Raw genomic sequence first — 12,706 nt, forward strand, 5'->3', positions numbered from 1 at the left:
GGATGCGCACGCCCTGGCGCATCCGGGGCGTGCCGTTAATTCAGGGCGGCGAGAAATGCCTGATAGCCTTGCGCGCTGCGATCCAATTCGTGGGATTGCAGCGGTTCCACCGTGCCGTCCGAAGCGGCCTCCCTACCGTAAAAGGCGAAGAACGAGGCATAGTCGGCCCGCACGTAACCGGCAGTGACTTCAAACGGCCGGAAGATTTCCTCCAGCGAGTAGCGATAGCGCCCGTCGCGCGCATAATCCTCTGCGCGCACCCCCGCCGTGACCGCCAACGCCAGCTTCTTGTTTTGCATCTTGTAGCCGCTGCGAGAACCGTAGGCCCAGCCGTAGGTCAGCACGTCGTCCAGCCATTTTTTCAGCAGCGGCGGGCTGCTGAACCAGAAAATCGGGAACTGCAGCACGATGTTGTCATGGGCTTCGATCAGCCGCTGCTCGTGGGCGACGTCGATCTGCCAGTCCGGGTAGGCCTGATGCAGTTCGTGCACGGTATACCGCTCCGGATAGCGCCGCAGCTCCTCCAGCCAGCGTTTATTGACCACCGAGTTCGCCATATCGGGATGGGTCACCACCACCAGGGTTTTCATATCGATTTCTCCAGTCAAGTGTCTACCGGCGCATCATAGGTTATGCTGGAACAATGTAAAATACGCACACTCACGACACATACTTACCCTGGAGAAAGCACTCAATGACCGCCGAATCCCACTGCAGCCCAACGGGCATCAGCCTCGAAGACACCGGCTATGGCTATACGCTGTCGGTGATCAACGGCAAATATAAAATGATTATTCTCTACTGGCTGGCGTTGTATAAGCCGGTATTGCGGTTCAACGAGCTGCAGCGCTGCATCGGCACCATTTCCTACAAAACGCTGAGTTCGACGCTGAAAGAGCTGGAAAAAGATCGCCTGGTGGTGAGAAAGGAATATCCGCAGATCCCGCCCAAGGTGGAGTACAGCCTGTCCGAACGCGGGCGTTCGCTGATCCCGGTGATCGACATGATGTGCAACTGGGGGGAACAGCACCGGCCGGAACAGCCGGTGCCGTGAGGGGTTAGTTGTCCGCTGCCGCCGAGGTTGCCGGCGCGGGCTCATCGTGCTCGACCAACGCGTCCGCCGGCCGGCACTGGCGCAGCGTGCGCACGCTGAAGGCCACCAGCACGCCGAGCACAGCGGCGAATGCGCCAAACGATAGCACGCTCATCAACGGGGTAAAGATCCTGCCCAGTACGCCGAGCCCCAGTGCGCCGATCGAATCGCCGGTTACGTCCTGCGCGGTGCCGAGGCTGTTCACCCGCCCCAGCAGATGATCCGGCGTATTGCTCTGGATCAGCATGAACTGCAGGAGTGAAGCGATGGCGTTGGCATAGCCGTAGCACACCAGCGCCAACAGCGCCGGCGCCAGGTGGCTGAATAGCCCCAGCGAAGCGATAGCGGTAAACGCGACGATGGCGGCGACCAGGATCAGCACGCCGGGCCGAGCGTATCGCCCCACCCAGCCGCTGGTCAGCGCGCCCAGCATCGCGCCGAGCGGCACCGCGGAATACATCAGGCCAATTGAGGACGCGCCGACGTGGTAAGCGTCCTGCGCCAGCGCCGGGAACAGCACCCGGACGGCGCCGACGATGCTCATCAGCATTCCCAGCAGCACCACCGACCCCACCACCTTATTGCGCCAGACAAACTGGAAGCCGCTGGCGAGCGCGCGCAGCGGGTGTTCCGGCTCCTGCTGCTGCGGCAACAGCGTCGGCAGGCGCACCAGTGGGACAAGGGTGCCCAGCGTCCCGGCGGCGGCCACGGCGAACGCCAGCCCCACGCCGCCGAACACGATGATAATCCCGCCCAGCGCCGGCGCCAGGATCGCGCCGATGCGCACCGTCACCATGCTCAAGGCCCCCGCCGCCGCCAGGTTTTCGCGCCCGACCAGCAGCGGGATCACCGCCATCAGCGCCGTCATGCCCAGCGCCCCGAAGAAGCCGTCCCAGGCCGCCAGCAGGTAGAGCGCCCACAGCGAAGGCGCCGGGGCGAAGGCGTTCAGACTCAGGGCGACAAAGCCCAGCCCGCAGGTGCCGCGCGCGAACAGGATCAACTTGCGGCGATCGTAGCGATCGGCGAGCACGCCGCCCAGCATCAGGCCGATAAACATGCCCACCCCGTCCAGCGCCACCGCCACGCCCACCTGCAACGTGGAGCCGGTCATCGCCTGGATCTGAATCGGCACCCCCACCGCCAACATGCCGAGGGAAAACACCGACAGCATGCGGGCGCAGAAAATCGCGCGGAAATGCGCATTGCTTCTCAGCAAACTGAAATCAAGAAAAAAAGAAGGTCTGGCCATAGTGTCCTGCATATCATGTTTTAGTACGGGCCGGGACGCACGCCCCCCGGCCCGGTTGCGTTATACCAACCCGTATTGCTGCGTCAGCAACGAATGCAACAGCGGCCCGAGCGTCTCCAGCGAAGCCGGCGACAGAATGTCCGCGTGTTCGCAGCGCTGGTGATGGCAGATCAGCCCATCCAGATACGGCGCCCACACGGCGTCGATATCCATCTCCGGCGGCAGCGTCTGGTCGGCGACAAACAGCGTCGCCGTGCCGTGGAAACGCCGGCTGCGCGCCTGGGACAGAATGCGCACCGCGTCGCGGTAGTTGGCGACGATGCTGTCGAACATTGCCGCCTTCTCCGCCATCAGCGCCGGATCGCCATGATCTTCCGCCATAAACTCGGCCTGCTCCTGCGCCACCTCTTTCTGCGCCTCCTCCTCGCTGGGGCCGGTCCAATCCTGGCCTTCCGGCGGATAGGTATCCAGCATGCCGAGGAACGCCACCTCTTCGCCCTGCTGCTGCAGGCGCGCGGCCATCGAGTGCGCCAGCGTGCCGCCGAGCGAATAGCCCAGCAGGTAGTAAGGCCCCTGCGGCTGCAGGCGGCGCAGATTGGCGAGATGACGATCGACCATCTGCTCGATATCCTCACAGGTGGCGATGGCGCCGTCCGGTCTTGGCGACTGCAGGCCGATGATGGGGTAGCTGCCCGGCAGATAACGGCTCAGCCCCGAGTACTGCCAGGCGAAACCGGAAGCCGGGTGCAGGCAGAACAGCGCCGGGCCTTGGCCGGCCCGCAGCTGCAGGCATTCGCCGACGCCGCGGCTCTCGGCCGAGTTGGCCGCCTGCGCGTCATCGAGCAGGTGCGCCATCTTCTCCAGGCTGCGGGCGAACATGATCTGCCCGACGCTCAATGGCCGAGGCACGCGGCGACGCAGCTCCGCCGCCAGACGCATCGCCAGCAGCGAATGGCCGCCCAGCGCGAAGAAGTCGTCGTCGGCATACACCGTCTCGCGCCCCAACAGTTCCCCGAACAGCGCCGCCAGCAGGCGTTCGCTGTCGCTCTGCGGCATGCGGCCACTTTGGTGGCTCAGCTGCGGCCGCGGCAACGCCTTGCGATCCAGCTTGCCGCTGGCGCTGAGCGGGAAGCTGTCGGTCATGACATAGCTGACCGGCATCATGTGCGCCGGCAAACGCTGCTCCAGCGCCTGATGCAGTACGGCGGTATCCAACGTCACGCCCGGTTGGGCGATCAGCCAGGCGACCAGCTGGCGCATATCGGCGCCGCCAAGCCCCGTCGCGCCCTCGCCCAGTTCGATGGCGTGCACCGCCGCTTGCGCTACCCCCGGCTGCGCCAGCAGCGCCTGCTCGATTTCCCCCAGCTCGATGCGCTGGCCGCGGATCTTCAGCTGATCGTCGCTGCGCCCCAAATACTCGACGCTGCCGTCTTCCAGCCAGCGGGCGATATCGCCGGTGCGATACATGCGCGCGCCGTTGCCGGCGGGATCGGCGACAAACCGCTGCGCCGTCAGCCCCGGCCGATGCAGATAGCCATCGGCCAGCTGAATGCCGCGCAGGTAAAGATCGCCGGCGCAGCCGACGGGCACCGGCCGCAGCATCGCGTCGAGAATGCTCAACTGGGTGTTCCAGACCGGTTTGCCGATCGGCACGCCGGCGCCGCTCACCGCCGCCAATGCCGCGCCGGACGCCGGTTGGTAGGTGACATCGACCGCCGCCTCCGTCGGGCCATACAGGTTGTGCAGCGGCGCGGTAACCAACGCCTGATAGCGGGAAGCCAGTTCACACGACAGCGCCTCACCGCTGCAGAACACGCGTTTCAGGCTGGCGGCGGCGCGCTGTGGCGCCCGCTCGTTCAGCGCCTCCACCCAGATAGCCAACATGGACGGAACGAAATGCAGCGTGGTCACGCCATAGTCGTCGATCAACGTCGTCAGCGCCTGCGGATCGCGGTGCGCCTCCGGCGGCGCCATCACCAGGCGCGCGCCGACCATCAGCGGCCAGAAGAATTCCCAGACGGAAACGTCGAAGCTGCACGGCGTTTTCTGCAATACCACGTCCTGCGCATCGAGCGCATACTCGTGCTGCATCCAGAACAGGCGGTTGACGATCGCCCGGTGGTTTACCACCACGCCTTTCGGCCGCCCGGTAGAGCCGGAGGTATACAGCACGTAGGCGGGATAATCGCCGTTCCCCGCCGGCAGGCGCGCAGGCGGTTCGCGCCCGCAGTCGTCCAGCGCATCGAACAGCAGCGTCGGCGCCAGCGCGGCAAAGCGGGCATCCAACGCGCTCTCGGTGATAATCAGCCGCGGCTTGGCGTCCTCCACCATGTAGGCCAGCCGCTCGTCCGGGTAGCCGGTGTCCAGCGGCAGCCAGGCGGCGCCGGTCTGCACAATCGCCGTCAGCGCCAGGCTGAGGCGCACGGAGCGCGGCAACGCAACCGCGACGATATCCCCCGGCTGAATGCCGGCCGCCGTCAGCCGCTCGGCCAGCAGCGCGGCCTGGCGCTGCATGTCACGGTAGCTGAGGCTGTGCCCGGCATCCTGCAGCGCGATGCGTTCCGGCGTGCGCCGCGCTTGATCGGCGATCGCCTGATGCAAGGTGGTGTCCGCCACCGCCTGCCCGGTGCGGTTGACCGCCGCGATCAGCGCCTGCTCCTGCGGGGTTTGCAACTGCCAGCGCGGCAGCGGCAAATCCGGTTGGGCGATCCACTGCTGCAACAGCGCCATCAGCCGCGCGGCGAAGCGCTCAGGCTGCGGCACCGAGGCGCGGTACTCCATCAGCAGGCGCAGACGCTCGCCCGGCAGCACCAGCAGCGTCAGCGGATAGTGGGTATAGCCTTTGTTGCGGATGGCGTCGCAGCGCAGCGACCCTGCGCCGCCCAGCAGAGCGTCGTTGTCCGGGTAGTTCTCCACCACCAACAGCGTATCGAACAGCGTGCCCGCCCCGGCCAGGTGCTGAATTTCACCCAACCCCAAATCGTCGTGCTCCAGCAGTTCAATCTGCCGGTGCTGCAGCTCGGTCAGCTGTTCCGTCAGCGAACGATCGTGCTGCAGACGCACCCGCACCGGCAGCGTGTTGCTGAACAGACCAACGTGTTCCTCGACCCCTTCTATCTGGCCAAAGCGGCCGGAAACCGGCGAGCCGAACACCACGTCCTGCTGGCCGCAACAGCTGGCCAACTGCAATGCCCAAATGCCCTGCATCACGGTATTGAGCGTCAACCCGCGTTCGCGACACAGGGTCAGCAAGCGCCTTTCCTCGGCCGGCGGCAGCGTCATCTCCAGCTCGTGCACGCGATCGTCCTGCGCTTCACCGAACAGCAACGTCGGCCGCACGTCCTGCAGCGTCTGGCGCCAGAGGCGGCGCGAAGCTTCGGCATCCCGCGCGGTCAGGCGGCGCACGATATCGGCATAGTTCGAACGCAGCGGCGGCAACGCCTGCTCGCCTTCACGCAGGGCCAGCATCAGATCGTTGAGCACCACCGGCGTCGACCAGCCGTCGACGATCAGGTGATGCGCGTTAAGGAACAGCGTGTAGCGTTCGCTATCCCCGTGTTTGACCAACAATGCATGCAGCATCGCGCCCGGCTGGTTGAACAGATCGCGCTGCAGTTCCTGCTGCTCCAGCCGGTGCAGTGCCTGCACCTCCTGTTCTTCGGCCAGCGGCGGCAGCGCGTGGCTGTCCAGCGGCCAATGGCTTTCCTGCGGGATCAGCTGCAACGGCTCACCCTCGCGGTTGAATCGGGCGGCCAGCTGCGGATGGCGGCGGATCACTGCATTCAGCGCCTGCTGAAGTTGATGCGCGTCCAGTTCGCCGCAGAGGCTCAGGCGCGTCAGCGAGTTGTAGCTGCCGCCCTGCTGCGCCGTCTGCGCATGGAACAGCAGGCCGTGTTGCAGCGGCAACAGCGGCAGCGCCGCGGCTAACGGCCCGCACTCCCGCTCCCAGGCGCGCACCGCTTCATCATCGACGCCCGGCTGGGCGATTTCGGCCGCCACCAACGTCGCCGCCGCGCGTTCGGGATGCCGTTCGGCAAACTCGCACAGTGAACGCACGGCGTGCTCGATGCCGCTGTGCAGCTGCGCAATGTCGCTCTCGCTGAACATTGCCTCCAGCCAGCTCCAGTTAATCGCCAGGCAGGCGCCGTCGCGCCGCTCCTCGACAAAGATATTCACTTCCAGCCCGTAAGACGGCGCCTGCTGCGCATCCTGCGCCACGGCGAAGGCGTCGCGGAAGCGGGTCTGGCTGCGCTGCGGCGTCCAGTGCGCCTCATCCTGGCTGAAACGCCCAAGGTAGTTGAATAAAATCTCCGGGGCGTTGCGCTGCGCCAGCGCCGCCAGATCGTCACGCTGCGGATGCAGATAACGCAGCTGGCCATAGCCGACGCCGCGATCGGCCACCGCGCGCGTCGCCCGTTTCACCGCGCGCACCGCCTCATTATGCTCGGCGTCATGCAGTTCGATGCGCAGCGGGTACTCCGCCGTCAGCCAGCCGACGGTGCGGGCCAGATCGAGGCCGTCGTCCAGTTCGGCGCGGCCGTGCGACTCCAGAGAGAAACGCAGCGAAGCGGCCTGGAACTGACGACGGCAGGCCTGAGCCAGCGCGCACAGCATGATCTCTTCAACCTGGGCGCGATAGTTCTGCGGCAATGTGCCGAGCAGCGCGGCGGTCAGCCGGCTGTCGAGCAGCGTGCGCCGTTCGCTCACCGAGGCGATGCGATCGGTCTGCGGTTCCAGCGCGCGCCGCCCCAAACGCGGCACGCCGTCCGCCAGCATCTGCCGCCAGAACGGCAGCTCGGCTTCGCGGCGTTCGACGTCGGCCCGTAAACGCGCGGACCATTCATAGAGCGAGGTTTCCTCCGGCGGCAGCGTGATCGGCTGCCCCTGCATGGCGCTGTCGGCCACTTGCCGCAGCTCGTCGAGCAGGATGCGCCAGGAAACGCCGTCAACCACCAGGTGGTGGATCGCCAGCACCAGCCCCAGGCTCTGCCCGTCACGCTGCAACAGGATCGCCTGCATCATGGCGCCGGCCGCCGGATCGAGCTGCTCGAGTGCGGCATCAAACGCCTGTTCCGCCGCTAGCTCCAGTTCGCCGGATACGGCCTGTACCTGCATGAACTCAGCGGTAGCGGCTTCCTCGACCACCAACTGGCCGTCGCGGATCCTGGCGCTCAGCGCCGGGTGCGCCGCGCGCAGCTGTGCCAACGCATAACGCAGCTGTTCCGGTTGCAGCTCGGCGGGCACGCGCAGGAAAACGCCGTGCGCGAAGCGGCGATGCATATCGCCCGTCTCGGCGAACCAGTGCAGGATCGGCAGCCCGTCGATCGGGCCTTGTCGCACGCTGCGTGCGGTCTGAGAGCCAACGGCCAGCGGCTGCATCGCCTGCGCCATGCGCGCGGGGGTGTGCAGCGCGAAGATCTCGCGCGGCCGCAGCAGATAGCCTTTGCGCCGCAGGGCGGTGCCCAGCCCCATCGCCGAGATGCTGTCGCCGCCGAGCGCGAAGAAATCGTCGTCTGCGCCGACGCGCTCCATTCCCAACAGTTGGGCCATCGCGCGGCAAATCAGCCTCTCCTGCTCGGTGGCCGGTTCGCGAATGCTTTGCGCCAGCGTTTCCTGCGGTTTGGGCAGCGCCTGGCGGTCAATCTTGCCGTTGACGTTCAGCGGCAGCTCCGGCATTACCACCAGGATCGCCGGCACCATATAATCCGGCAGACGCTGCGCCAACTGCCCCAGCAGCTCGCTTTGCAGCGCCGGCGAGGCGCGACGCGCGTCATCCTGCACCGAGCAGTAGCCAATCAGGCGATAGGTGGCGCCGATCGGTTCGGCGATCACTACCGCTCGCCCCACGTCCGGCAAGGCGGCCAAGGCGCTTTCCACCTCACCCAGCTCGACGCGGAAGCCGCGCACCTTGATTTGGTGATCGGTCCGGCCAATGAATACCAGCTGGCCCTCCGCGCTCCAGCGCATCAGGTCGCCGCTGCGGTACATCACCTCGCCTTCGGCGAACGGGTTGGCGACAAAGCGCGCCGCCGTCAGATCCGGGCGCCGCAGGTAACCGCGCGCGATGCCCTTGCCGGAAATGTACAGCTCACCCGCCGCGCCGATCGGCACCGGCTGCAGGCGGCTGTCGAGCAACCAGACTGAGGTATTGGCGAGGGGACGGCCGATCACCGGCTGGTCTGCGGCCGTGACCGGCGCGCCGAGGGTATCGACGGTGTATTCGGACGGGCCGTAATAGTTGTGGATCTCCACCTCCGGATGCTGCTGCATCAGGTTCCACAGCGTCGGCGTCGCCGCCTCGCCGCCGATCATCACGAACGACGGCAGCGGGAACTGCCCTTTCAGCAGACCGCAGTCCACCAGTTGCGAGAAGAACGACGGCGTGATGTCCAGCAGATCGATCGGCGTCTGCTGGGTCTGTTCCAACAGCGCCCAGGGGTCGCGGCGCAGCTCCTCATCGAAGATAACCAGTTCACTGCCCATCATCATGCAGAACAGCGGTTCCCAGGAGGAGTCGAAAGAGAACGAGGCGGTATGGCCGGCGCGCAAGCGGCGCGCGTGGCGGGCCTCGAATTTTTCGATCGCCGGGCCGAACAGAGAAGCCTGGTGCGACAGGAACAGGTTCAGCAGCCCGCGGTGCGTGGACATCACGCCCTTGGGTTTGCCGGTCGAACCGGAGGTGTAAATCATGTAGGCGAGATGCGCCTCGTTCAGGGGCACACGCCGTTCGTCGTCCGTTATCGGCGTGGCCGCGGCGGCCGCGCAGCGCGCCAGGCACGGGGCGTCGTCCAGGCACAATACCTGCGGCAGATCCGGCATGTTGGCTCGCGTGTCACTGTGGGTCAGCAACATCACCGGCCGCGCGTCGTCGCACATCAGCGCCAGGCGCTCACGCGGATAGTCCAGATCGAGCGGCATATAGGCCGCGCCGCTGGCCAGCACGCCGAACAGCGCGACCAGCGTGTCCACCGAGCGTGGAATGCCGATGGCGACCACGTCTTCGGCGCCGATGCCGCTTTCGATCAGCACTCGCCCCAGCTGCATCACCCGTTCGGAGAGCTGCCGGTAGCTGAGGCGCACGTCGCCGCAGGACACCGCCAACGCCTCGGGCTGACGCTCAACCTGGCGCTGGAACGCATCCATGATCGAAACCATGCCCGCCGGCGGCGTCAGCTCAGCGCCGCGCCCCCAGGCCGCGAGTTGTCTGAGTTCCCCCACGCCGATCAACGCCAGTTGACCGTTCGGCTGGTGCGGCTGCCGCGCCAACTGCTGCAGCCAATGGCCGATGCGCTCGGCGTGGTGCTGCAAGGTGCGCGGCGAGTATTTGGCCGGGTTGGCGACCAAAGACAGCGTCAATACGCCGCTTCGAAAACCGATCTCGAACTCCAGGTCGTCGACCGGCCCCATCGCCAGCGTATGGGTGGTGGCCGCCTGACCGTCGAACGACAAGGCGCTGTGGTAGACCTTGACGTTGACCACCGGCCCGTACAGTTCCTGATGGCCGCCGACCAGGCCGAGATCGCGTTTGATCTGCTCCGCCTCATAGCGTTGATGGCGGCGCGCCTGCTTGATCTGTGCCACAGTGGCCAGGCAGACATCCGCCAGCGACATCTCCGGCGTCACGTTCAGCAGCAGCGGCAGCACGTTGACCACCGGGCCGACCGCCGCCAGCGCCTGCGATCCCATCCGGCGCATGAAAGGAAAACCGACTGAGAAGCGGGTTTCGCCGCTCATGCGCGCCAGATACAGCGCCAGCGCCGCCGTGACGATATCGGCCGGCTGCAGCGACTGCAGCGCGCCATCGCGCAGCGCTTCGTCAAACAGCGATTCAGGCAGCACCAGCGCCTGTTTGAGCGGCCGGGCGCCCGCTTCAACCTCCCGACTCTCCGTCGATAATGACAGCGGCGACGGCAAATCGCGCAAATGCTGGCGCCAGAATTCGGCCGCCCGCTCACGTGCGGGCGAGGTTTGCCATTGCTGAAACTCTTCCACCACCTTGCCGAACGGGGTAAACGGCGAGGCCGCCGGCGCCAGCCCGTGGCGCAGCGCGCGATAAATATCGGCGATCCGACGGGTGATGGCTTCGAAGCTGAAACCGTCCAGGGTCAAATGATGAAAGCGCTGATACCAGAACCAGCGATCGACGCTGACGCGGATCACCGCATGGCGATAGAGCGGCCGCTCGCCGTCCGCCGGCAGATCCTGCGCCAGATCGTCGTTCATCAGCGCCAGCGCCGCCTGTTCGGCGTCCGGCCGCGCGCTGAAATCGAACCACTCCGGCGCCTGCACGCGCTCAGGATCGGCGTTCAGCGGCAAACGCTGCACCGGCTGGCCGTCCTGCGCCTCAAAGAACTGCGCCTGAACCGTATCCGCTTCGGCCAGCCCCTGACGGATCGCGCGCTCCAGCGCCGAGCGGTCGATAGCGCCGTGCAGTTCGGTGTAGTGCGCCACCGCGAAGCCGTTGCGCCGCAGCGCGATTTGGTCGGCGATCCAGATCCCCGGTTGCGCCGCAACCAGCGGATAATCCCGATACTCGACCTGAGTATCCGGCAAAGAAAGCGTTTCTGACATGGTGTCTGTCCTTTTCCTCAAACGGAATGTATCGATGTGGCTGTCTGGCGCTTAACGCGCCGCATCCGCCGCTTTCAAGGCCGCCGGCCGCATGTCCTGCCAGTGCGTTTCGATGTAGTCGATGCATTCGCCGCGCGACGCCGGCCCCATCAGCACGCGCCACCCCTGCGGCGCGTCGGCAAACTGCGGCCACAGCGAATACTGCTGCTGCGCGTTGACCAAAACGGTGAAACGGAGGCTTTCGTCATCGAACGGGTTTTGTTGTTCCTGAGTCATTTTCATTACCTGTCTGTCAAAATGTGTGGGTTATTCCATCCCGGAAAGCAGCTGGCGTACGCCGTCCACCAGGCCGCCGCGCCAGCAGAGCGCGTCATGTCCGCCGGAAAACACGCGGTAGTCGGCGCGGTGCCCCGCCGCCGTCAGCGCCTCGTGCATCTGGCGATTGACGAATTCGATATCCGCCTCCCGATCGCCGGCCTGTTGGATCACGTTGAGCGCTGGCGCCGCCGCGTCGCGTTGCCGAACCTGGCGTATCAGCCAGCCTTCCTCCAGTTCGTGGCGTTTTTCGAATTGGGTAACGAATTGCACCGTAGGCCACCAGAAGGAGCCGGACTGGCTCAGCACGTGGCCGAAGCGCGCCGGCCAATGCAGGCCGGCATATAACGCCGCCAGCCCGCCGTAGCTCTGGCCGGCGACGACGGTGCGCGCCCCTTCCTCGCTGAACGCTTCGCGCTTCTGCGCCTGCGGCAACAGCTCATCGATGATTGCCTGCCAGAAGGCGGCGTTGCAGGGCAGCTCGTTTTCCCGGTGTTCGCCGTCGATCGCATCGATCAGCAGCCAGCATGCGGGCGGCAGCCGCCCTGTTGCGGTTTCGTTCTCGATCACCGGCAGCAGCGCGTGCCTTTCGATCCAGTTTTGGCCGTCGAGCAATAACACCAGCGGGCGATTCGCTTTCACCGCCGCGTCGCCGCTGGCATACAGCCAGACGCGCCGCTGCGTGCCGAGCCGTTCGCTGTGCCACTGAAAACGCTGTAGCCGCGCCTCGTCCAGCGGCCGATCGGCGGCCTGCCAGGCGCTTTGGTCGTCGGCATCCGGCCCCTGGGCCAGGGAAACCGGGCGCGGGCGATGAGACGGCCCCAGCGAGAGGCGATTCAACGGATCGGCGATCGCCAGTGGAAACAGCGAAATCCACCAGGCGCGCTGCTGGCGATCGCGCAGCGTTTCGTCGTCGCTGAAGACGGGAGGAAGATCCCGGTCTGTGACGGGGATCAGACTGTAGCTGCCGCGCCAGCGGCGATCGATAACGGCCGCGCCGTACCAAACGTCGGTGCCGGGCAGCCTGGTCAGGCTACTGGGGGACGTGCTGTGGTGATCGGTTATGCCGTTGATATCGGCATAAACGCGGCGAATCGGCGAGCGCCGCTCATCGCCGGCAGGATCGCGCCATAGCCAGGTCATTTTGACGTGGCGGTCATCGTGCGGCTCGACGATGGGCGTGCCGTGAGAGGCCACCTTCTGCCACCACTCTGGCTGCCCTGCCGCCTCTTCACGCAGCCACTGCGCCGCCAATCCCTCATGACTGTTGTCTGGCCTCTTTTCCGGCAAAAACTCCATAGCGCCCCTTACATAACATGAGTGATTTTTACAAAACCTGACAATCGTATTGATACTCATTATCGTTTTCAATACTATTTGTCGGATTTTTACCGTCGTGCGCACACGGCGTTTCCGCATCGACGGGTAAAGACCGCTCGCCGATATTTCGGGGTTTATCAGGGTTGCATGACACACAA

6 protein-coding genes are annotated in these 12,706 nt (G+C 65.7%); 1 reads left to right on the plus strand and 5 read right to left on the minus strand.

Annotated elements, in window-relative coordinates:
• Window positions 1-35 precede the first annotated feature (35 nt).
• Window positions 36-590: an NAD(P)H-dependent oxidoreductase gene (locus ACJ8IM_RS20190; RefSeq protein ID WP_033653143.1), complete on the minus strand. Its 555-nt coding sequence runs from the start codon at window positions 588-590 to the stop codon at window positions 36-38.
• 104 nt (window positions 591-694) lie between these two features.
• Here ACJ8IM_RS20190 and ACJ8IM_RS20195 point away from each other — a divergent pair, with 104 nt between their 5' ends.
• Window positions 695-1,054 (plus strand): winged helix-turn-helix transcriptional regulator, encoded by a 360-nt coding sequence (locus tag ACJ8IM_RS20195; protein ID WP_025302868.1) that lies wholly within the window; start codon window positions 695-697, stop codon window positions 1,052-1,054.
• Between the two features lie 4 nt (window positions 1,055-1,058).
• Here the strand turns inward: ACJ8IM_RS20195 and entS are convergent, their stop codons facing one another.
• Genes entS through fes form a run of 4 tightly spaced genes read right to left on the minus strand, consistent with a single transcriptional unit; the run spans window position 1,059 to window position 12,527 of the window.
• A complete protein-coding gene (entS, locus tag ACJ8IM_RS20200; protein ID WP_033653142.1) occupies window positions 1,059-2,342 on the minus strand; it encodes an enterobactin transporter EntS in 1,284 nt (427 codons plus the stop codon).
• Between the two features lie 60 nt (window positions 2,343-2,402).
• The gene (locus ACJ8IM_RS20205; protein ID WP_230116448.1) at window positions 2,403-10,913 is read right to left on the minus strand and encodes a non-ribosomal peptide synthetase; all 8,511 of its coding nucleotides are present in this window, start codon (window positions 10,911-10,913) and stop codon (window positions 2,403-2,405) included.
• 51 nt (window positions 10,914-10,964) lie between these two features.
• Complete coding sequence (locus ACJ8IM_RS20210) at window positions 10,965-11,189, minus strand: MbtH family protein (protein WP_033638494.1); 225 nt, start codon at window positions 11,187-11,189, stop codon at window positions 10,965-10,967.
• 30 nt (window positions 11,190-11,219) lie between these two features.
• On the minus strand, window positions 11,220-12,527 hold the full coding sequence (gene fes, locus ACJ8IM_RS20215) for an enterochelin esterase (protein WP_225369026.1): 1,308 nt from the start codon (window positions 12,525-12,527) through the stop codon (window positions 11,220-11,222).
• Between the last annotated feature and the right edge of the window lie 179 nt (window positions 12,528-12,706).

Source organism: Serratia sp. CY33525 (genome assembly GCF_052169115.1).
Taxonomy (GTDB): Bacteria; Pseudomonadota; Gammaproteobacteria; order Enterobacterales; family Enterobacteriaceae; genus Serratia; species Serratia sarumanii.

Bases quoted from the DNA above. Each gene is read 5' to 3' on its own strand.
- ACJ8IM_RS20190 (WP_033653143.1), bottom strand. From the start codon at position 590: ATGAAAACCCTGGTGGTGGTGACCCATCCCGATATGGCGAACTCGGTG.
- ACJ8IM_RS20195 (WP_025302868.1), top strand. From the start codon at position 695: ATGACCGCCGAATCCCACTGCAGCCCAACGGGCATCAGCCTCGAAGAC.
- entS (WP_033653142.1), bottom strand. From the start codon at position 2,342: ATGGCCAGACCTTCTTTTTTTCTTGATTTCAGTTTGCTGAGAAGCAAT.
- ACJ8IM_RS20205 (WP_230116448.1), bottom strand. From the start codon at position 10,913: ATGTCAGAAACGCTTTCTTTGCCGGATACTCAGGTCGAGTATCGGGAT.
- ACJ8IM_RS20210 (WP_033638494.1), bottom strand. From the start codon at position 11,189: ATGACTCAGGAACAACAAAACCCGTTCGATGACGAAAGCCTCCGTTTC.
- fes (WP_225369026.1), bottom strand. From the start codon at position 12,527: ATGGAGTTTTTGCCGGAAAAGAGGCCAGACAACAGTCATGAGGGATTG.